Raw genomic sequence first — 21,377 nt, forward strand, 5'->3', positions numbered from 1 at the left:
CATCCATAATCTAACAGGATATTTTTTATTAAGGAAGAAGCATGAAAAAGATGAAACACACAGCTTTAGCCAGTTTATTGGCATTAATTAGTGGTTCTGCTTTTGCTTTACCAAATATTACGCTTTTGGCGACAGGAGGGACGATTGCGGGTGGTGGGAAGTCTGCAATCCAATCCAACTATGTTGCTGGAAGAGTTGCTATTGATGAATTAGTCAATGCTATTCCTGAGATCAAAGATATCGCCAACCTAAAAGGTGAGCAGGTGGTGAGTATTGGTTCGCAGGATATGAATGATCAGGTGTGGTTGACGCTAGCGAAAAGAATCAACGCTGATTGTGGCAAGACCGATGGTTTTGTTATCACCCACGGTACTGACACAATGGAAGAAACTGCTTACTTCCTCGATCTAACTACCCACTGCCAGAAACCGATTGTCATGGTTGGTGCGATGCGCCCGTCTACGGCGCTTGGTGCCGATGGCCCGTTAAATCTGTATAACGCTGTGGTGGTTGCCGGTGATCAAGCATCAGCCAAACGTGGTGTGTTGATGGCAATGAATGATGCGGTTATCAGTGGGCGCACTGTGGTGAAAATGAGCACCACCGAAGTTCAGGCATTCCAGCCAGTTAATGCGGGTGCTGAGGGCTTTGTTCATAATGGCAAAGTCAATTATTACGCTGACGCTAAGCCGAGAGCGAGTAAGGCGATTTTTGATGTCAGTAAACTGGATAAACTGCCTAAAGTAGGCATTGTCTATAACTATGCCAATGCGTCTGATCTGCCGGCGAAAGCTCTGTTGAGAGATGGTTACCAAGGTATTGTCAGCGCTGGTGTGGGCAACGGTAATATGTATAAGGCGATTTTCGATACTTTGGCTCAAGCGGCTAAAGATGGGGTTGTGGTCGTCAGATCAAGCCGTGTACCGGTGGGATATGTTACTCAGGATGCGGAAGTGGATGATAGCAAGCATGGCTTTGTCGCTTCTGAACGTCTGAACCCACAAAAGGCCAGAGTGCTTTTACAATTAGCTCTGACTGAAACGCGTGATCCGGTAAAAATTCACGAGATGTTTGTGAAATATTGATTTGTGATTCAGAGATAACAATAGAGCGCACAGGTGCAGCTTGTTTTGTTGCGCTTCATGATCACCGGGTAGTGGGATATTATACTCTGGCTGCTGCCGGTATCCAGTTGACCAACCTCCCTACGGTTACTATTAAGAAACTGCCACGATACCCAACAGTGCCGGCAGTACGGATGGGGAGGTTGGCCGTTGATCAGGCATTTAGAAATCAGGGACTCGGTGGAGCATTGCTAGCTGATGCTATTGAGAGGACCATTCGTGCCGAAATTGCGTCTTATGCGCTGCTTGTTGATGCAAAAGATGATAATGCAGTGCGATTTTACCGACATCATGGCTTTATTGCTTTACCCGATTCGTCATTTCACATTATTCCTTCCTCTCATAGCTGTAGATAAAAAAGGTAAAAAATAAGCGGCTCACCTGTAATAGCGCTGAATGAACAAGTTTATTGGCTATTTTTGCGATAGTTTTGTTCAACGTTTGAATAACCATTGCAGCAATGAAATGGGAATGGTACAACCGATATATCAGATTATTTATTGTTATCAATCATTGTTATTTCGTCAGAATAAGGTGAGGTAAATGAATCAGGTATATAATTTCAGTTCAGGTCCCGCTATGTTACCGGTCGAAGTATTGCGTAGAGCTGAACAAGAGCTCTGTAACTGGCATGGTATTGGGACTTCAATTATGGAAATTAGTCACCGAGGTAAGGAATTTGTCGCAGTGGCAAAGGAAGCTGAAAATGATCTGAGAGATCTATTGTCAGTGCCTGAAAACTATAAAGTATTGTTCTGCCATGGTGGCGCCCGTGGTCAATTTGCCGCTATCCCAATGAACCTGCTGGGTGATAATGTTAAAGCTGATTATATTGATGGTGGTTACTGGGCTGAATGTGCAGTCAAAGAAGCAGAAAAATATTGCACGCCGAATGTAATTAATATCAAAACCGAAATTAATGGCTTGAAAGGCGTTAAGCCAATGAGTGAATGGTTATTAAGTAATGATGCGGCTTATGTCCATTATTGCCCGAATGAAACCATTGATGGTATCGCAATTCATAAAGAGCCAGATTTTGATGATAATAAAATTATTATTGCGGATTACTCTTCCTCTATTCTTTCCGGGCCGTTAGATGTTAGCCGTTATGGTATGATTTATGCTGGAGCGCAGAAAAATATTGGTCCGGCGGGGCTCACACTGGTTATTGTTCGTGAAGATTTATTAGGCAAAGCCCGTAAAGAAACCCCGTCTATTCTTGATTATACGGTGCTGGCAGAGAATGACTCCATGTTCAACACGCCGCCAACGTTTGCCTGGTATCTCTCTGGTTTGGTCTTCAAGTGGATGAAAGAGCAAGGCGGGGTACAAGAGATGGCAAAACGTAACCGTGCTAAGGCTGAGTTACTTTATAATGCCATTGATAACAGTGATTTCTACCATAACCAAGTCGTCCTTGAAAATCGTTCCCTGATGAATGTGCCGTTCAAGACGGCTGATGCCTCACTGGACAGCAAATTTCTGGCAGAAGCAGATGCACAAGGGTTGCAGGCATTGAAAGGTCACCGGGTTTCCGGCGGTATGCGTGCTTCTATTTATAATGCAATGCCTGTCGAAGGGGTTCAGGCTTTAGTTGATTTTATGGCTGATTTTGAGCGTCGTAACGGCTGATTTGTCAACTTTACCGGGAACAATGGTTCCCGGTCTATCTCAGGGTAGAAAAAAATATTTCCTCAAACGTAACAATGACTCACTTATAATTAAAAATAACCTAATTGAGAATCGGAGAGCCTGTTATTTATGCAATCCCTGATGCTACAACCTATTTCTTCCATTAGTGGAACTATTAACCTGCCAGGATCAAAAAGTGTTTCCAACCGTGCGTTATTACTGGCAGCCTTTGCTAAAGGTACTACCTGCTTAACTAACTTGTTGGACAGTGATGATATTCGTCATATGCTCAATGCCTTGGCTGCGTTGGGTGTCAGTTATCGTTTATCTGATGATCGTACCCGTTGTGAAGTTGACGGTATTGGTGGATTGATTACCCATAAAGGGCCGGTAGAACTGTTTCTGGGTAATGCCGGCACAGCAATGCGTCCCCTAACCGCCGCGTTATGCTTGGGAAAAAATGACGTCGTTCTTACCGGCGAACCTCGGATGAAAGAGCGCCCGATTGGTCATCTGGTGGATGCTTTGCGCCAAGGGGGCGCAGAAATTGATTATCTGGAGCAGGAAAATTATCCGCCGTTACACGTCAAAGGGGGTTTTGTTGGCGGCAAAGTGACGGTAGATGGCCGGGTTTCCAGCCAATTTTTGACCGCATTGCTGATGGCTGTACCATTGGCGGAAAATGATTCTGAGATTCATATTCAAGGGGAATTGGTTTCCAAACCTTATATTGATATCACTCTGGCATTGATGAAAAGTTTTGGTATTACCGTAAATCACGATCAATATCAGATTTTCCATATTAAAGGCCAACAGCAATACGTTTCTCCGGGCCACTATTTGGTTGAAGGTGATGCCTCTTCTGCTTCCTATTTTCTGGCGGCCGCAGCAATTAAAGGTGGTACTGTGCGGGTGACCGGAGTTGGTAAAAATAGCCTTCAAGGGGATATCAAATTTGCCAATGTGCTGGAGAAAATGGGGGCGAAAATTCGTTGGGGTGATGACTTTGTTGAATGTGAACGAGGCTCTCTCACTGGCATTGATATGGACATGAATGAGATTCCTGATGCAGCTATGACCATTGCAACCACTGCGTTGTTTGCGGCAGGGGAGACCGTCATTCGCAATATATACAATTGGCGGGTAAAAGAGACGGATCGGCTGCATGCGATGGCAACTGAATTGCGTAAAGTCGGTGCAGAGGTGGAAGAGGGGAGTGATTACATTCGCATCACACCACCACCAAGATTGTTACCTGCTGAAATTGGTACCTATAATGATCATCGAATGGCGATGTGTTTCTCATTGGTGGCGCTGTCCGATACACCGGTTACCATTCTCGATCCAGGTTGTACAGCAAAGACCTTTCCTGATTATTTCAATCAATTGGAGAGATTAAGCCAGCGAAAGTCATAATTATCGATTATTATGATTTAATAAAGCGTATTTCTTTGATCAAAATCTATCTACATGGCATGCGCTTATTTCGTTCACTCTGTGAGTGCGTATAATAAACGGCAGATATTGATTATTTTATTGAGTAAATATTCAGCATCTGGTGAAGTGTTAACTTGCCATGCTAAAGGAGAACAATAATGGTGGCGATAGCCCCAGTAATAACTGTTGATGGGCCAAGTGGTGCAGGTAAAGGAACATTATGCCAGGCACTGGCAGAGGCCTTAGGCTGGCAACTGCTTGATTCAGGTGCTATTTATCGAGTATTGGCACTGGCAGCGATTCATCATCAGGTGGATATCCAGTCTGAAGACGCGTTAGTTCCTCTGGCTGCTAATCTTGATGTGCGCTTTGTCCCTAGAAAAGGGAAGCTCAGTGTGATGCTTGAGGGCGAGGATGTCAGTAATGAGATCCGGACCGAGACGGTCGGCAATACTGCCTCGCAGGCGGCTGCTTTTCCACGAGTTCGTGAAGCCTTGTTACGGCGTCAGCGTGCTTTTCGGGTTGCACCGGGCTTGATTGCAGATGGCCGTGATATGGGAACTGTGGTGTTTTCTGATGCCCCGGTAAAAATATTCCTTGATGCCAGTGCAGAAGAACGTGCGCACAGACGTATGCTACAGTTGCAGGAAAAAGGCTTTAGTGTTAACTTTGAATGTCTTTTGTCCGAGATACAGGAACGTGATTACCGTGACCGTAACCGGGCAGTTGCGCCGTTAGCGCCGGCTGGAGATGCATTAATATTGGATTCAACCAGTATGTCTATCGAAGAAGTTATCGACAAGGCGCTAAATTATGCGAAAAAAATTCTCTCAATTACCTGAGCGATTTTAAGTTTTTAGCTTATAATTGATGACGACCTACTAAAAACTAGGTACGCGGGTAGAGAATTTTTCCGCAAACCAGACAACCTTGTTACAGGGAATCGTAGCAGGGCATGTAAAACAACCCCATTCGGCGGGAAGCTAAATGGACGTTAAATTAAAATCTTGAAGATCATTAACATGACAGAATCTTTTGCTCAACTCTTTGAAGAATCCCTGCAATCTATTGAAACTCGTCCAGGTGCTATCGTTCGCGGCATCGTTGTTGCTATTGATAAAGACGTTGTATTGGTCGATGCAGGTCTGAAATCAGAATCCGCTATTCCTGTAGAACAGTTTAAAAATGTTCAGGGTGAGCTGGAAATCCAGGTCGGTGATGAAATTGATGTTGCGCTAGACGCTGTTGAAGATGGTTTTGGTGAAACTGTTCTGTCTCGTGAGAAAGCAAAACGCCATGAAGCGTGGCTGATGCTGGAAAAAGCTTACGAAGACGCAGAAACAGTTACCGGCATCATCAACGGTAAAGTAAAAGGCGGTTTTACTGTTGAACTGAACGGTATCCGCGCATTCCTGCCTGGTTCTCTGGTTGATGTTCGTCCAGTTCGTGATACAACTCACCTGGAAGGTAAAGAGCTTGAGTTTAAAGTCATCAAACTGGATCAGAAACGCAACAACGTCGTGGTTTCTCGTCGTGCTGTTATCGAATCTGAAAACAGTGCAGAACGTGATCAACTGCTGGAAAACCTGCAAGAAGGTATGGAAGTTAAAGGTATCGTTAAGAACCTGACTGACTACGGCGCATTTGTTGATCTGGGTGGCGTTGATGGCTTGCTACACATTACTGATATGGCTTGGAAACGTGTTAAACATCCAAGTGAAATCGTCAATGTGGGCGATGAAATCGCAGTTAAAGTACTGAAATTTGACCGTGAGCGTACCCGTGTATCTCTGGGCCTGAAACAACTGGGCGAAGATCCTTGGGTAGCAATCGCTAAGCGTTATCCAGAAAGTACTAAACTGACTGGTCGCGTAACTAACCTGACTGATTACGGTTGCTTCGTAGAAATCGAAGAAGGCGTTGAAGGTCTGGTACACGTTTCAGAAATGGACTGGACCAACAAAAACATCCACCCATCTAAAGTGGTTAACGTTGGTGACGTTGTGGAAGTTATGGTTCTGGATATCGACGAAGAACGTCGTCGTATCTCCTTAGGTCTGAAACAGTGTAAAGCTAACCCTTGGCAGCTATTTGCTGAAACTCACAACAAAAATGACCGTGTTGAAGGTAAGATCAAGTCTATTACTGACTTTGGTATCTTCATTGGTCTGGATGGCGGCATTGATGGCTTGGTTCACCTGTCTGACATCTCCTGGAACGTTGCTGGAGAAGAAGCAGTTCGTGAATACAAAAAAGGTGATGAAATCGCGGCTGTTGTTCTGCAAGTTGATGCAGAACGTGAGCGTATCTCTCTGGGCATCAAACAACTGGCGGAAGATCCATTCAATAACTACCTGTCTGTGAACAAGAAAGGTGCTATTGTGACTGGTAAAGTGACCGCGGTTGATGCTAAAGGTGCGACAGTAGAACTGGCTGACGGCGTTGAAGGTTACCTGCGTGCATCAGAAGCTTCTCGTGACCGTGTTGAAGATGCAACGCTGGTTCTGAATGTGGGTGATGCAGTTGAAGCCAAATATACTGGTGTTGATCGCAAAAACCGCGTTATCAACCTGTCTGTTCGCGCTAAAGACGAAGCTGACGAAAAAGACGCTATCGCTTCTGTGAACAAGCAAGAAGACGCAAACTTTGCAAACAATGCAATGGCTGAAGCTTTCAAAGCAGCGAAAGGCGAATAATTCAAGTGAATAACGGTGGATAACACGTAAGTGTTATCCAAGTGCGGTAGTTTAGGGAGGTACTCATGACCAAGTCTGAATTAATTGAAAGACTTGCTGGCCAGCAATCTCATATTTCGGCCAAAACCGTTGAAGATGCAGTGAAAGAAATACTCGACCATATGGCAATAACATTGGCAGATGGTGAACGTATAGAGGTACGCGGATTCGGCAGTTTTTCTCTTCACTACCGTGCTCCGCGCGTAGGTCGTAACCCTAAAACCGGTGATAAAGTGGAGCTGGAAGGTAAATACGTTCCCCATTTTAAACCTGGCAAAGAGTTGCGTGATCGCGTGAATATCTACGATTAAGTTTGAAGATAACAAGTTATTGCTTATTCTAAACAGTGTTTCGATGCTGTTTTAGATTTATCACAAAGTGCTGGCCTTTTGGTCAGCACTTTTTTGATCTAATCAAGACTCATATAAAAAGAGCTGATTTTTATACTGAGAAAATCTACCCCATGAATCCTGCTAATCTGATGTTGTGTCCTTAGAAACTATTTGTATGCAAAACCAGTATCGTCATTGGTTGCAAATTTATTCGTGATATTTGCTTTTGATAAAAAATTGTATATAAATTGTTATAAATCATGAGGTATTATCAGCATCAGGCAACTTAATTTCGATAAATTTCGGAATATTCCTATATATCTTTAAGCGAAATCTATTGCATCGTTGAACACTTATTAATCCATAAGTGGTGAAAACATGATGATTTCAGTTAGAACTACTCTTCATACGGTGAATTAATGGAGAAGTGAATAGATGGCAATAGGATATTTCCTGCTGGTTGGTGATAAAACAACTTGTGGCGGCCAGATTATTACTGGTGACCACACTATGACATTTGACGGGTGAGCAACTGCTCGTGAAGGGGATAAGGTTACCTGTGGTAAACATCCCGGCACTTACATCATTGCCGGTGGTGTAACAGATATGTTTGACATGGGGCGTAAGCTGGCGGGCACATTGGATAGCATTAGTACTTGTCCCTGTCGGGCCCGATTTATTAATTCAGTGATGGACAGTTACGAGAAACAGGAGCAGCTTCGTCAACAAGCGCCTGCTCATATGGCAGCGCAAAACTTCTCATCACCGGTGAAGGAAATGGGAAATATCCAATCCTCACCACCGCCTGTAACACAGGCTCCTCCTCCGATCCCGTTATTTGCCAAATCCCGTCAGCGAGGTAAAGGCTGTACCGATGCCGGTACAGAAACTGAACCGGTAAATAACTTTGGTAGGATGGCGATATGTCAGGTTCCGTTATCTCCTGCTCCGGTAATGGTATCAAAACCTGAACAGCCCCCGCAGAGTAATAAACACCCACCTAAACCGGATAAACCGCAGGATAAAAAATTACCGTGGTATAAACGGTGGCTTAGCGGCAGCAAAGATAAGGCCGAAGCTGCTGCTATCGCGGTGACTGCAACTACCCGTAGCGCTATAGCGGATAGTGAAGCATTGGTGATGCGTTACATTGGCGGTGGTATTACCAGCGCCGGGCGTTGGCTGGCGGTACCAAATCCGTTGACAGTCGGATTAATGGGGCTGTTTTATTCATCCGGGTTAAATGAAGGCGAGGAAGATTACTTAAACTAGCATCATCTTAGTGAGATTGCAGAACAGCTTGGTAAAGCGCCGACCCGTGTTCGTTTTCGATGGATTAGAGATGAAAAAAGCGGCAGGATGACAGTTCAGGGGTATCACGTCAGCCCGGAGAGTGGTCTGGATAAAGTGCCGGTTCGTATGATGAAACTGAATCCGGCTACCGGTAATTACGAGTTCTGGGAACAAGGAGAAAATCGGCCAACGATTTTATGGATGCCAAACGAACAGGAATTTAAGGTTCCTCCCCATACTGGGAATGAGGAACAGCCGTTTATCTCGTCGCAGATAACGATATTACCGATTCCGGATAAAGTGGGTAGCGATATTGAATCGTTGCCGATACCGGAAGACAAGGATTTTCGCGATTACATTCTGGTATTTCCAGCCAATTTAGGTGTTAAACCGATCTATGTGATGTTTAATACCCCCCGAAATCAACCGGGAGTGGTGACTGGTCGAGGGCAAAAAGTTGAGGGTAATTGGTTAAGTCTTGCAGGACAAGATATGGGAGCGCCGATTCCCAGTCAGATAGCGGATAAGTTGCGAGGGAGGACATTTAATAATTTCGATGATTTTAGAAGAGCGTTTTGGAAAGAGGTTGGTAATGATCCTGAGTTGGTAAAGGATTTTTCTGATGTAAATAAAAAAAGAATTAGAGTATGCGCCATTTTCCATTCCAACTGAACAAATAGGTGGAAAGAAAAAATTCGATATCCACCATGTAAAACCAATTAAAGATGGTGGAGCTGTCTATGATATTGATAATTTACGAGTGGTAACACCGAAAAAACATATTGAGTTCCATTCTAACAGAGAGGGTATGTAAGATGGAACTGAAAAATAAACTGGAAGATTATACTGAAGCTGAATTCTTATCCCTATTGAATAAAATATGGGCGGTGGATGTTTCAGAGGAAGAACATGATAATTTAATAGATCATTTTGAAAAACTTGTAGAACATCCAAACGGAAATGGACTAATTTTCTATCCAGAGAATGGAGTTGAAGATAGCCCGGAAGGTGTGCTCAAAGTTATAAAAGAATGGCGAGCCGAAAACGGTAAACCGGGCTTTAAAGAATAGCAGTCGGATAAGTGATGAAAAGGGTTTTTACAATCCTTTTCATCACGCAGATTAATACCTTGTGGATAATATACCAACATTGAATCGCTGCCGGTGTTGGAATTATATCTTAGTATTTCCAGCCGATTTTGGCATTAAATCGAACTAACAATATGAAATACATCATGTTCAGTTTATTAAAGATGATGCTTCTGTTTATGGACTCAATAACCTGCGAGTAGTAACTCCGAAGCGACATATTGAAATTCATAAAAATGGTAAATGAATATGAAAAAGATATCTGATTATACAAAAAAAGAGTTCCTTGATTTTGTCATAGGCATTTGTACCGATACATACTCCATAGAGAAAGATCATATATACCCGTTATCCTTCAAGTTGCCTCTTTGTTGGCTGCACTCGCTCACTCCGGTCACATAGTTTCCTATGCTCCCGGGGATTGACTCCCTTGCCGTCGCGATGCATCTTGAAATCCATAGGGTATAGTTGCTGTCATGGAATTTGAGCGTCTATCAGAACAGCCTGCTGGGTCTGATCTTCTATATTACCCAGAGTATGGGAAAAGTGGTCCTAGTGCCATAGTGCATGAAATAAAAGAATGGAGAGCTAGAAACGGTAAACCGGGCTTTAAAAAATAGCGGTCTGAAACACCCAATAGGGCGTTCGTTCTTATAAAGTTATTGGTCTAACTGTAAGTGAGATCTTAATCTAATATATTGATTTTTATGATGTTCAGCCATTCTTCTTAACTCTTCATCAAGAAACATATCCGGCAACTCGTAATCATCCCTGTGTTCAGAGAGATTAACTTGAAGTGATTCAAGAACTTTATGGAGTTCAATCCAATACTTCACAAGACAGTGATGCTGGGATCGTTCTTGTAGCAGATAACCAAAGTCTTCAACATATTTTCTGGCTGTTAGAAAATCTTCATGCTCAAGTTTTTCTAACAGAAAGTAATAAGCAGGGATCATCAGGCTTCTGATGCGCTCTTTCTCGACCTCAATATCGTCTTTGACTTTATTCACAATGTTGGCGAGGCGAGATCGAATACAAGCCGATAGGATTCAAAACGCGGACGAACTCATGAGAGCCTGGCGCTGCTAAGTATAGTTTGTCGCCAGATAAATCGTCGTATTCAAAACCTGCTGGCCGGTCAATGATATCAACAAGGTTACATTCATCATTGTTATCAGGGTTAGAGAACAATCGGCCTTCATGCTCTTTAATCGTCTTTGTGTCCTTATCGGTCAGGAGGCATATTGCAATAGATGGGAGATCAAGTGGGTTGCTATAATGAGGTTCAACGTTGAATGCTCTGGCGATATTTTCAACATTGTTTCGTTTTGTTACATAATCGACATCAACAGAAGTTATGAAAACTTCGTTAGGTAAATTATTTTTCGAGTATTTATGAAGGTATGTATTTACCCAGTAGCGCACGGCTTGACCACCAACAGTGATTGCTGGCCCTGCTAAGCTATCAGCGTTTTGGATTAACTCTTGATTGAGCAAATAAATTTGCTCAGAAGGCGGTATGTGTTCAACAGTCATAAAAAAGAGCCAAATATTATAAACACTTGGCTCAATATATCATGTTCGGTACAGGGGAAGAATCAGAAGTTCGGAGCCATATCTGCAACGGAGCTACCTGATGGCACACTTAAAGTTGGCCTTTGTATAAAGGGCTGTGGAGTTGCATGACCACTCTTCTGCTCTTTTACACGTTGAGCGTAGGCAACATGTTGTGCTTTTTTGATATCAGGTGCATTCATCTTGAAGTTCTCCCTACGAGGGAATTAATTTAAGAGATCTTTGCACAAAATATATGCCAAAGTCACAGCAACTTCAACTAAGTTTGTTGGATCATGTTTTTAATGGCGTAAACGCCTTATCGGATAACACAACGGAACGGGGCAGGAAATTGAGAATATTCTAGCCGTAGTTCTTGAATTTAATGCGTGTGTCGAGAATCGTTACCGCTCCGGTATCCTCTGTTCAGTACGGATAAGATGTCCCATAGCTTGATACAACCCTTCTCGTTTAATTAACAATAAGTAATGAAACCAGAGCAGTTGTTTTGAATAAGGTTTCATAATAGTGCTACACCCATTTTTTGTCTTCCTGGTTTTTGCTGTGATGAAAACGATTTCAACAAGGCATCAACATAATTAAGCAACTGCCACATAAATTGACAACTATGATTTCGCGTCACTGTCTCATGGAGCGATTGCCATAACCGTTCTATCTTATTTAGTACTACAGCCGTACTTCTTTTTTCAACAGAAGAAACGTTCATAAGAAAGCTTCAATTCATGCGATTTTCCTGCGTCATGAACATCAGAAAAAACACGGATTTTGTCACCGACATTGATGATGGAAAGTGGGTTTTGGTGTTGCTTTCCTCTTGGTGCCACCATATTATAAAACCAGATTTTGTTGCGGAGTTAATGGCATGAAACCATCAATAGTCTTAGCCGCCAATCGGGAGGCTATCCGTCGCGTAGTAGAATCTCATCGTGCTCGTAATGCCCGTGTTTTCGGGTCTGTTATACACGGTGATGACACCGAAGACAGTGACTTGGACATCTTGATTGATCCGACGCCGGAAACCACCCTCTTTGACATTGGCGCGATCCGGCATGAGTTGTTGCAACTGCTCGGTGTGCCAGTGGATGTGCTGACTCCGAAGGCACTACCAGAGAAATTCAGGGCGACCGTTCTTGCCGAGGCTGTGCCTGTATGAGCCGTGATCAGCAGCGTCTTGTCGACTATCTGGCGCACATCCTAGAAGCCATCAAGCGTATCGACAGCTACACGGAGGACATGGATGAACTGGCGTTCCTAAACAACCAGTTGGTGCAGGACGCCGTGATCCGTAACTTTGAGATCATCGGCGAGGCCAGTAACAACATTGGGAAGCACTATCACAATTTCGCCGTTGCTAACCCTGAATTGCCATTGTCGTTCGCTTACCATATGCGTAATGCTTTGGCTCATGGCTACTTCAAGGTGGATCTTGAGATTGTCTGGAAAACTATCCATAGTGCTCTACCGGGGCTTTACCAGCAAGTTCTAGAAGTGATGCCTAAGGATCTCCACGAAATTTAGTTTGATTAAAAACGTTATTCGAGCCTCAGGCATGGAATTTCCTGATTTAATGAAAATTCAGATTAAATAATGTTATTGAATATGAGAAGAAATAGATTCCAAGCATAATGAGAATAACACCGCTGGTGTAATTAATAAACTTGATAACACGATGACTGAGCATTTTCCTGGAGAAAAATATAACAGCATTAATAAAGGCAACCCAAACAATAACGCCAATAATGGTCCCTATTGCACCAATAGCTAAACTATATTTATCTGATGCAATATTGTTGAGTTGTGCACTGACAGACAGCCAAAAAATAACATTATATGGATTTAATAGTGTTAACAATACACCATCAAAAAATTGCCTATGATAGGGTTTTGAGATGATATTGATATTTTCCTCATTTTTCCTATTTATGAAGCTGGTAATACCAAACCAAATGACCATTAATGCCCCTAAAAAACCTAAAATAGGCATAAAAATAGTATTGGAAAATAATTGTAATATACCAAAGCCCAAAAGTAACAAATAAATTATATCGGCAAAACAAGCACCTAAACCAAAAACTACTGCGTGAAGACAACTGATATTCAAATGTCTACGCATAATTTCTATATTTATAGGGCCAACGGGAGCCGCAGCTCCCAATCCTAAAAGAAAAAATGTTCCTAATGTACCAATTACATCAACCATATAATTAATTCCATAACATGAGATGTTTATTTAGTGATAATCCAATGAAGCTTTGTAATGATATTCTGCACCCTTCGGAAAAACTACGAATAGCATGGGGTTTCCTGGTGTTTATTATAATCAAATCTCCTTGTTCTGGTTTAATAAGGATGGATGGCGGAAGTGTGCCTCGCCAATCGTTTTCTGCATTATCTTCGATTAACTCGGTAATAGGGATTTCAGGAACATCCCACAGCTCAAGCTCTCCTCCATTTGTAGGCATTTTTATATAGATATTCACTGAGAATTGGCCCAACAAATTGACCGATTGTTGTTGAAGGCCATCAAAATGGGGTTGTTTTTCAACCATAAAAGAGCGTTCCGGCCTGCTCATCACTCTGGCAATACCCACATGCATCTTTTTACCTTCAAAGTTTGCAATGCTGGCCCCGGCGGACCATATCTCGTCCAGTTCTAAACGAAATTTATCGAAAGGCGCTAACATTGGAGCACAGAAATTTCTGACATTTCTGATGGCAGGTAACGCATTTTCAAAATATTTTTTATAGCTATCGCTATCTTTGGATTTGCCAAAAGTTGTATTGTAAGACGGACCAATTCTATCAACACCATAATCAACTAAAACAACTTCATCTCCTTTTTTCAAATCATGAGGGTGACATTCCAGATTTTCGTGGGAGAGGAGAAAATCAGAGAGCTTGTTTGCAATAGAACTATCAACATATTTCTTTATATGGATTGCTAACACTTCATCATTAAATAATTTAGTAAGATGATGTTCTTGCAGAGAGTCAGATACAATTATTTTGTTTTTCATAAAAACCACCTCATTGTATTTAACATGATTTTTTGATTATTTTCCATATAAAAATAGAATGGAAATATTAATTTAGTATTATTTAAATCTAATCAATGCGATCTTAATCACAAAACAAAAAGTAGACAAGCAGTTAAGTAGTTTCACTAATTCGGTGATCAATAACTTAGGTAATATCTGATAATAATTATTTTTATTGTTTTATACTCGTCATCTTTCAAGTTGCCTCTTTGTTGGCTGCACTCACTCACCCCGGTCACATTGTTATCTGTGCTCCCGGGGATTCGCTCCCTTGTCGTCGCGATCCATATTGAAATCCATTGGGTATACATATAGTTGGATTAATTGTTCTATTAATCTATACCCGTCATCTTTCAAGTTGCCTCTTTGTTGGCTGCACTCGCTCACCCCGGTCACATAGTTTGCTATGCTCCCGGGGATTCACTCCCTTGCCGTCGCGATGCATCTTGAAATCCATTGGGTATATAGGCTTGGTTAATAATTTCAAAAATGAATTTGATATTTAATTATAATAATAAGTGAATAATGTAACTTATCGTGAGTTTATAATGTTTATTTATGTCTGTAATGAGAATGCAGACAAAACATTACGAAATATTTTATTTGATATCAGTATCGCAATGTTGCATTTGCGATCAATATAACATTTTGTGGGTAATTAGCAGGTGGCAGTTTCTGTATTTGCGAAGCTGTTCGCATATATTTTTGAAATGACTGTTAACCTGAAATTAATCTGCGAAGATGTTTGATAATTTTTCTTGTGCTTCTGGCTGCTTTGTAAAAAATAAGGAATACTCTTCTGGAAAAATAAAAGGGTAAGGATGAATAAGGATGTGGTTTTCAGTTGTGATAAATAAGATAACAACAAATTGGAAACAACCTATACCAATCATTAGCGTGAATCAGGCTGCAATAGCTATTATTGTCGGTATTGTACCCTTGCTTTTTTTGCCTGAGTTACCACAGAAATGGCAGGTTATGACATTGCTATTACTGGCGCTATTCTGCTTATTCTTACCATTTTGTCTTTGCCGGATGGTTTCAATTTCGTTACTGGCATTTCTTATTGGGTGCTGGCAGGGAAATCATTTGCTCGAACAGATAATCTATTTTAGTGAAAAAGCGCATTTATCACGGGTTATTATTGAAAGTTTATCATTAGATAATGAAGAGAAAAGCAGGGTTATCCTGCGTATTATTGAGAATGAAAACAAAGTTATTTTTCCGCCACTGTATGTTTCCGCTTATTGGGATATTTCGCCTGAATCTCTGTGTGCTGGTCAAGAATGGCGGCTGAAAATGAAATTACGGCCAGTTCATAGTCAGCTAAATCAAGGTGGATATGATAGCCAGCGTAGGGCATTAGCTATCCGCCGACCTTTAACAGGGAAAGTCATTCATGCTGAATTAATTGACGGGAAATGTAACTTACGTCAGCGATTGGTCAGTCATATTGCACCGGATATTCGTGAATTGAAGCATAGTGGCATTGCGATGGCATTAGCATTCGGAGAGCGTCAGTGGTTAAGTAAGGAGGATAATTTATTATTACAACAAACAGGTACGGCTCACCTTATGGCCATTTCAGGGTTGCATATTACCGTTGCCAGTATGTTTGGTTGGGGGATGGCAAGATTATTGCAATTCTTTTTTCCTATACGTTGGATAGGGCACAGATTTCCATTGATTATCGGTTGGATAGTGGCAATAAATTACGTCTGGTTATCGGGTTGGGGCATTCCGGCTATTCGTGCATTACTGGGTTTAACGCTCTGGCTATATTTACGTTACAGAAATATTCTCTGTTTCCCTTGGCAGTGGGCATTGTGGACAGCCGCAATGATTCTCTTATTTGATCCCCTGACTGTGCTTTCTGATAGCTTCTGGCTCTCCTTCTTTGCTGTGATGGCGATAATGTTCTGGTTCTTTTGGGCGCCGTTGATTGAGCCATTTCGTTATGGTTGGAAATGGCTATGGCTGCGCGGGTTATATATGCAAATGGGTATGATGCTGATGCTTATTCCTCTCCAGCTATTATTATTTCATGGTGTCAATTTTGCCGCTTTATTTGCTAACTTCTGGGCCGTGCCAATCATCTCTTTTATTACTGTTCCGTTGATTATGCTGGCATTAATAAGTAATTTTTGTTCTCTTATTCATGCGTTATTATGGCAATTAGTCGATTACTCTGTAACCTTCTCTTTAATTCCTTTGCCAGTTTTGCAACAGTCATGGAGTGAAACGGGTCGTTTTCCTCTATTAATAACGTTTATTGGCTGGTTTGTTGTCATCATTTGGCGATTTGCTTGGTGGCAATCATATAAGTTACTGATTGGCATTTCTTTAGGGATAATGCTCTGCTATCTGAGGCGCAACGAAGAATATCTGTGGCGATTTTCTATGCTGGATGTTGGGCACGGGCTTGCGGTTATCATTGAAAAAGATGGCAAAGCACTGATTTTTGATACCGCTAATCGTTGGGAAACTGGCAGTATGGCAGAAAGGGTGATAATCCCTTATTTGCGTTGGCATCGATTAACGCCAGAGCAGATTATTATCAGTCATGATCATCTTGACCATACCGGTGGGTTAGAATCCTTACAACAAAAATATCCAGGTATTGCTGTGAGAAGTTCTTTAATTAATCAGCAACATCTTCCATGTATACGCGGTGAACAGTGGCTCTGGCAGGGGTTGAGCTTCCGTGTATTATGGCCGCCGGTAAGATCATTACACGCAGGTAATGACGAATCTTGTGTCATTCGGGTAGAAGATGGCAAACATAGCTTGCTTTTAACCGGAGATCTGGAAAAGCAAGGGGAATATAAGCTATTGGGAATAGAAAAAGAGAATTTAAGATCGACCGTATTGCAGGTTCCACATCATGGTAGTAACACGTCATCTACAGCCGCTTTTATTCATACCGTCTCACCACAATATGCACTGGCCTCTGTTGCACGTTATAGCCCGTGGCGACTTCCTTCGGTTAAAGTACAGCGACGTTATCGTAAAATTGGGGCAGAATGGCGTAGTACCGCAGTATCCGGGCAGATAACGGGTTATTTTTATGGCGATCACGTTGAAATGATGAGCTATAGGCAACAAATTATGTCACGTTGGTATCATCAGTGGTTTGGTATTCGTAGTGATCATGAGTAGAATAACCCGCTATTTCTTTTTGTGTTGGTAACTCAATAATGAATGATAAAGACCTTTCTACCTGGCAGACATTTCGCCGACTATGGCCAATTGTCTCTCCGTTCAGAATTGGGCTGATAGTTGCTGCGGTTGCACTGATCCTTAATGCTGCCGGTGATACGTTAATGCTTTCATTGCTTAAGCCTTTACTTGATGAAGGTTTCGGCAAAGCAAGCAGTGATGTACTGAAATGGATGCCACTGATTGTGATTGCTTTAATGATTATGCGAGGGCTATCCGGGTTTGTATCAAGTTATTGTATCTCTTGGGTCTCCGGTAAAGTGGTAATGCAGATGCGTCGCCGTCTGTTCAGCCATATGATGGGGATGCCGGTGTCATTTTTTGATCAGCAATCTACAGGGACGCTGCTTTCCCGTATCACTTATGATTCTGAGCAAGTGGCCTCCTCCTCTTCCAGTGCACTGATTACTGTGGTCAGGGAAGGGGCATCCATAATCGGCCTGTTTATTTTGATGTTTTACTATAGCTGGCAATTATCTCTGATCCTGATTGTGATTGCGCCGATTGTGTCATTGGTGATTCGTGTGGTATCGAAGCGATTTCGCAGTATTAGTAAAAATATGCAGAATAGCATGGGGCAAGTCGCAGCCAGTGCTGAGCAGATGTTGAAAGGGCATAAAGAAGTGCTCATTTTTGGCGGGCAGAAAGTAGAAACTGAGCGCTTTAATAAAGTCAGTAACCATATGCGTCAGCAAGGCATGAAAATGGTTTCTGCTTCATCAATTTCTGATCCCATCATTCAGCTTATTGCCTCGTTTGCTTTGGCTTTTGTCCTGTATGCAGCAAGTTTCCCGGATATTATGGAAACACTGACAGCGGGTAAAATTACGGTCGTATTTTCATCAATGATTGCGTTGATGCGTCCATTGAAATCGTTGACTAATGTTAATGCGCAGTTCCAGCGAGGCATGGCCGCTTGTCAGACTCTGTTTTCGATTCTGGATATGGAACAGGAAAAAGATGACGGTAAGCTGGAGCTTAAAAAAGCGAACGGTGATATTGAATTCCGTAATGTGACTTTCTGCTATCCAACCAAGGAATTACCGGCGTTACAAAATATTTCCATGTATATCCCGGCGGGAAAAATTGTTGCTTTGGTAGGGCGTTCTGGTTCTGGTAAATCCACAATAGCGAATTTGCTGACCCGTTTTTATGATGTCAACGAAGGTAATATTTTGCTGGATGGGCATGACTTGCGGGAATATACGCTCTCTTCCTTGCGTGGACAGGTTGCTCTGGTATCGCAGAATGTGCATCTATTTAATGACACGGTAGCGAATAATATTGCTTATGCCAGTGAAAACCGATACAGCCGTGAAGAGATTGAGAAAGCCGCTGAGATGGCTTATGCAATGGACTTCATCAGGAAGTTAGATAACGGCTTGGATACGATGATCGGTGAGAATGGTGTGCTACTTTCTGGCGGCCAACGTCAGCGTATTGCTATTGCACGTGCCTTGTTGCGTGATTCTCCGGTTTTGATTCTTGATGAGGCAACCTCGGCGCTGGACACGGAATCTGAACGGGCAATTCAGGCTGCACTGGATGAATTGCAGAAAAACAGAACCTCGCTGGTTATTGCACATCGTCTATCAACCATTGAAAACGCGGATGAAATTCTGGTGATTGAAGATGGGCATATTGTTGAACGGGGTAACCATCTCTCTCTGTTGGAGCGAAATGGTGTCTACTCACAACTACATCGGATGCAATTTGGTCAATGATTGAGCGCATATGGTCAGGCCGCTCATGGCTTTATTTGCTGTTATTACCTTTTTCAGCCCTTTACGGGCTGATAAGTGGCTTACGGTGGTTGAGTTATAAAACAGGGTTGAGGCAATCCTGGAAAGCGCCTGTGCCTGTTGTGGTGGTGGGTAATCTAACTGCCGGCGGTAATGGTAAAACGCCGGTGGTTATTTGGCTGGTGGAGCAGTTGCAGCAAAAAGGTTATCGGGTTGGTGTTGTTTCCCGCGGTTATGGGGGGAAAGCAGAAAATTATCCTCTGTTGGTGACTGAAAATGTCACCACGGCTCAGGCCGGTGATGAACCAGTATTAATTCATCGTCGTACTGGCGCACCAGTGGCTATTGCGCCAAAACGGGTTGAGGCGGTGAGAGCATTACTGGCAGACACGCCATTGGATATCATCGTGACTGACGATGGTTTACAGCATTATGCTTTGCAGCGGGATTTTGAAATTGCGGTTATTGATGGCATGCGCCGTTTTGGGAATGGTTGGTGGCTTCCGGCTGGCCCAATGCGTGAACTATCTGGGCGGTTGAACAGGGTTAATGCCATTATCACCAACGGTGGTACTCCTCAGCCAGGCGAATTATCCATGACATTAGCTGGCGAGTTAGTTGTGAATATGGTGAGCGGTGAAAAACGAGCCGTGAATCTGATGCCTCGTGCTGTTGCGATGGCTGGAATCGGCCATCCACCTCGGTTCTTTGCGACCTTGCAGCAGTTAGGCGCTGACCTACAAAAGGAGTACGCATTTGCCGATCATCAAACGTACACCGAAGATCAACTAAACCACCTGACTGATGCAAACCAGAATTTACTGATGACAGAAAAAGATGCGGTTAAGTGTTTTAGTTTTGCTCAGCCAAATTGGTGGTATTTACCAGTAGATGCTCGGTTACCCCATGAAAAGGGAGAGATAATGCTGAACAAGATTTGTTCGTTATTGGAGATGAATAAAAATATTAAGTAAATATACCCTATGGATTTCAAGATGCATCGCGACGGCAAGGGAGCGAATCCTTGGGAGCATAGCTAACTATGTGACCGGGGTGAGCGAGTGCTGCCAACAAAGAGGCAACTTGAAAGATAACGGGTATAACAAGAGTTAACGATGATACCAAGCTTATGTTATTCTGAGTTGCACTAAATTAAAGCTCCATAATTGGAGGATGTATGGATCACCGTTTACTCGAAATTATTGCCTGCCCTGTATGTAACGGAAAACTCAGTTACGATAAAGAGAATTTTGAACTCATTTGTAAGTTGGATCGACTCGCGTTTCCTGTACGTGATGGCATTCCCGTCCTGTTAGAGCACGAAGCCCGTGAATTACCTCTGGATGAGGAAAAATAAGACATGTTCACCGTTATTATTCCTGCTCGCTTTGCTTCAACCCGTTTACCCGGTAAACCTTTAGCCGATATTCACGGCAAGCCGATGATTGTCCGTGTCATGGAGCGGGCGAAGCGTTCAGGTGCTGCACACGTCATTGTGGCAACAGATAATCACGACGTTGTTGATGCTGTTGTGGCAGCCGGTGGAGAGGCTTGTCTGACCAACGAAAATCACCATTCTGGTACTGAACGGTTAGCTGAGGTTATCAACAAATATCAATTTTCCGATGATGAAATTATCGTTAATGTTCAGGGGGATGAACCATTAATTCCCGAAGAGATCATTAAACAGGTTGCAGAGAATTTGGCGGGTTGTAAAGCGGGAATGGCAACGTTGGCTGTACAGATTCATGATGCGGAGGAAGCTTTTAACCCTAATGCTGTGAAAGTCGTTATGGATAAACAGGGTTATGCGCTCTATTTCTCCAGAGCAACCATTCCCTGGGAGCGTGACCGTTTTATTCAATCACGAGAAACGATTGGGGATAATTTCCTGCGTCATATTGGTATTTATGCCTATCGTGCGGGTTTTATCCGTCGCTATGTGCAATGGGAGCCGAGCCCGTTGGAGCAAATTGAAATGCTGGAACAATTGCGGGTACTTTGGTATGGCGAAAAAATTCATGTGGGGATTGCATTAAAAGCGCCGGGAGTGGGCGTTGATACGCCGGAAGATTTGGCAGCAATCAGAAAAGTGTTTACTGAAATTTGATTGGTTGTTTGAACTTATTTTTTGATTAACGAAAGCGCGTCATTCATTGTTG

23 protein-coding genes and 3 pseudogenes are annotated in these 21,377 nt (G+C 42.7%); 19 read left to right on the forward strand and 7 right to left on the reverse strand.

Annotated elements, in window-relative coordinates; all coding sequences use genetic code 11:
- Positions 1-41: 41 nt before the first annotated feature.
- The 12 genes and pseudogenes from ansB to AACQ83_RS04225 form a co-directional block, all read left to right on the forward strand.
- Positions 42-1,085, forward strand: coding sequence for an L-asparaginase 2 (gene ansB, locus AACQ83_RS04170; RefSeq protein WP_112876635.1), 1,044 nt, complete (start codon positions 42-44; stop codon positions 1,083-1,085).
- A complete protein-coding gene (locus tag AACQ83_RS04175) occupies positions 1,082-1,480 on the forward strand; it encodes a GNAT family N-acetyltransferase (RefSeq protein ID WP_240000690.1) in 399 nt (132 codons plus the stop codon). The genes ansB and AACQ83_RS04175 overlap by 4 nt, the downstream gene beginning before the upstream one ends.
- A 187-nt stretch (positions 1,481-1,667) precedes the next feature.
- The gene (serC, locus tag AACQ83_RS04180) at positions 1,668-2,756 is read left to right on the forward strand and encodes a 3-phosphoserine/phosphohydroxythreonine transaminase (protein ID WP_112876634.1); all 1,089 of its coding nucleotides are present in this window, start codon (positions 1,668-1,670) and stop codon (positions 2,754-2,756) included.
- A gap of 129 nt (positions 2,757-2,885) precedes the next feature.
- A complete protein-coding gene (gene aroA / locus AACQ83_RS04185; protein ID WP_112876633.1) occupies positions 2,886-4,172 on the forward strand; it encodes a 3-phosphoshikimate 1-carboxyvinyltransferase in 1,287 nt (428 codons plus the stop codon).
- A gap of 179 nt (positions 4,173-4,351) precedes the next feature.
- Positions 4,352-5,035, forward strand: coding sequence for a (d)CMP kinase (gene cmk / locus AACQ83_RS04190; protein ID WP_112876632.1), 684 nt, complete (start codon positions 4,352-4,354; stop codon positions 5,033-5,035).
- A gap of 180 nt (positions 5,036-5,215) precedes the next feature.
- Positions 5,216-6,889 carry a 30S ribosomal protein S1 gene (rpsA, locus tag AACQ83_RS04195; RefSeq protein ID WP_065390862.1) on the forward strand — a complete coding sequence of 558 codons (1,674 nt, stop codon included), beginning with the start codon at positions 5,216-5,218 and terminating at the stop codon, positions 6,887-6,889.
- A gap of 65 nt (positions 6,890-6,954) precedes the next feature.
- Positions 6,955-7,239 (forward strand): integration host factor subunit beta, encoded by a 285-nt coding sequence (gene ihfB / locus AACQ83_RS04200; RefSeq protein WP_011145915.1) that lies wholly within the window; start codon positions 6,955-6,957, stop codon positions 7,237-7,239.
- A gap of 456 nt (positions 7,240-7,695) precedes the next feature.
- Positions 7,696-9,367 (forward strand): annotated as a pseudogene (locus tag AACQ83_RS24525) (S-type pyocin domain-containing protein).
- 1 nt (position 9,368) lies between these two features.
- Entirely contained in the window at positions 9,369-9,623 is a 255-nt protein-coding gene (locus AACQ83_RS04215; protein WP_112876631.1) for a bacteriocin immunity protein, read from the forward strand.
- Between the two features lie 157 nt (positions 9,624-9,780).
- Positions 9,781-9,888, forward strand: a complete 108-nt coding sequence (locus tag AACQ83_RS04220; RefSeq protein WP_339366759.1) for a hypothetical protein — start codon at positions 9,781-9,783, stop codon at positions 9,886-9,888.
- Between the two features lie 2 nt (positions 9,889-9,890).
- Positions 9,891-10,043, forward strand: coding sequence for a bacteriocin immunity protein (locus tag AACQ83_RS24530; protein ID WP_158537750.1), 153 nt, complete (start codon positions 9,891-9,893; stop codon positions 10,041-10,043).
- Between the two features lie 71 nt (positions 10,044-10,114).
- Positions 10,115-10,261: pseudogene (locus AACQ83_RS04225) on the forward strand (bacteriocin immunity protein); the annotation flags it as partial.
- A gap of 39 nt (positions 10,262-10,300) precedes the next feature.
- On the opposite strand, the gene AACQ83_RS04230 reads toward AACQ83_RS04225, so the two are convergent.
- From AACQ83_RS04230 to AACQ83_RS04250, 5 genes and pseudogenes are all read right to left on the reverse strand, one after another.
- A complete protein-coding gene (locus AACQ83_RS04230; RefSeq protein WP_112876628.1) occupies positions 10,301-10,651 on the reverse strand; it encodes a hypothetical protein in 351 nt (116 codons plus the stop codon).
- Positions 10,644-11,177, reverse strand: a complete 534-nt coding sequence (locus AACQ83_RS04235) for a hypothetical protein (RefSeq protein ID WP_112876627.1) — start codon at positions 11,175-11,177, stop codon at positions 10,644-10,646. Before AACQ83_RS04235 ends, AACQ83_RS04230 begins: the two co-directional genes overlap by 8 nt.
- Positions 11,178-11,239: 62 nt before the next feature.
- Positions 11,240-11,398 carry a hypothetical protein gene (locus AACQ83_RS04240; RefSeq protein ID WP_158537751.1) on the reverse strand — a complete coding sequence of 53 codons (159 nt, stop codon included), beginning with the start codon at positions 11,396-11,398 and terminating at the stop codon, positions 11,240-11,242.
- A 317-nt stretch (positions 11,399-11,715) separates the two neighbouring features.
- Positions 11,716-11,880, reverse strand: a pseudogene (locus AACQ83_RS04245) (IS630 family transposase); the annotation flags it as partial.
- A gap of 22 nt (positions 11,881-11,902) precedes the next feature.
- Entirely contained in the window at positions 11,903-12,043 is a 141-nt protein-coding gene (locus AACQ83_RS04250; RefSeq protein WP_157975307.1) for a hypothetical protein, read from the reverse strand.
- Positions 12,044-12,078: 35 nt separating this feature from the next.
- Between AACQ83_RS04250 and AACQ83_RS04255 the strand changes: the two genes are divergently transcribed.
- Both AACQ83_RS04255 and AACQ83_RS04260 read left to right on the forward strand, forming a co-directional pair.
- Positions 12,079-12,369 carry a nucleotidyltransferase family protein gene (locus AACQ83_RS04255; protein ID WP_112876626.1) on the forward strand — a complete coding sequence of 97 codons (291 nt, stop codon included), beginning with the start codon at positions 12,079-12,081 and terminating at the stop codon, positions 12,367-12,369.
- Positions 12,366-12,734: a HepT-like ribonuclease domain-containing protein gene (locus AACQ83_RS04260; protein WP_112876625.1), complete on the forward strand. Its 369-nt coding sequence runs from the start codon at positions 12,366-12,368 to the stop codon at positions 12,732-12,734. Before AACQ83_RS04255 ends, AACQ83_RS04260 begins: the two co-directional genes overlap by 4 nt.
- Positions 12,735-12,780: 46 nt before the next feature.
- On the opposite strand, the gene AACQ83_RS04265 is transcribed toward AACQ83_RS04260, so the two are convergent.
- A complete protein-coding gene (locus AACQ83_RS04265; RefSeq protein ID WP_112876624.1) occupies positions 12,781-13,416 on the reverse strand; it encodes a LysE family translocator in 636 nt (211 codons plus the stop codon).
- Positions 13,417-13,420: 4 nt separating this feature from the next.
- Positions 13,421-14,233: a 2OG-Fe(II) oxygenase gene (locus tag AACQ83_RS04270; protein WP_112876623.1), complete on the reverse strand. Its 813-nt coding sequence runs from the start codon at positions 14,231-14,233 to the stop codon at positions 13,421-13,423.
- Positions 14,234-15,085: 852 nt separating this feature from the next.
- Between AACQ83_RS04270 and AACQ83_RS04275 the strand changes: the two genes are divergently transcribed.
- The 5 genes from AACQ83_RS04275 to kdsB all read left to right on the forward strand — a co-directional run bounded on the left by AACQ83_RS04275 (position 15,086) and on the right by kdsB (position 21,325).
- Entirely contained in the window at positions 15,086-17,413 is a 2,328-nt protein-coding gene (locus AACQ83_RS04275) for a ComEC family protein (protein WP_112876622.1), read from the forward strand.
- Positions 17,414-17,448: 35 nt separating this feature from the next.
- Positions 17,449-19,197 (forward strand): lipid A ABC transporter ATP-binding protein/permease MsbA, encoded by a 1,749-nt coding sequence (gene msbA, locus AACQ83_RS04280; protein ID WP_112876621.1) that lies wholly within the window; start codon positions 17,449-17,451, stop codon positions 19,195-19,197.
- Positions 19,194-20,189, forward strand: coding sequence for a tetraacyldisaccharide 4'-kinase (gene lpxK / locus AACQ83_RS04285; RefSeq protein WP_112876620.1), 996 nt, complete (start codon positions 19,194-19,196; stop codon positions 20,187-20,189). Before msbA ends, lpxK begins: the two co-directional genes overlap by 4 nt.
- A 203-nt stretch (positions 20,190-20,392) precedes the next feature.
- Positions 20,393-20,572 (forward strand): Trm112 family protein, encoded by a 180-nt coding sequence (locus AACQ83_RS04290; RefSeq protein ID WP_011145924.1) that lies wholly within the window; start codon positions 20,393-20,395, stop codon positions 20,570-20,572.
- A gap of 3 nt (positions 20,573-20,575) precedes the next feature.
- Positions 20,576-21,325 carry a 3-deoxy-manno-octulosonate cytidylyltransferase gene (gene kdsB, locus AACQ83_RS04295; protein WP_112876619.1) on the forward strand — a complete coding sequence of 250 codons (750 nt, stop codon included), beginning with the start codon at positions 20,576-20,578 and terminating at the stop codon, positions 21,323-21,325.
- The last annotated feature ends 52 nt before the right edge of the window (positions 21,326-21,377 follow it).

It is taken from the genome of Photorhabdus sp. S10-54, assembly GCF_963878145.1.
Classification (GTDB): Bacteria; Pseudomonadota; Gammaproteobacteria; order Enterobacterales; family Enterobacteriaceae; genus Photorhabdus; species Photorhabdus kayaii.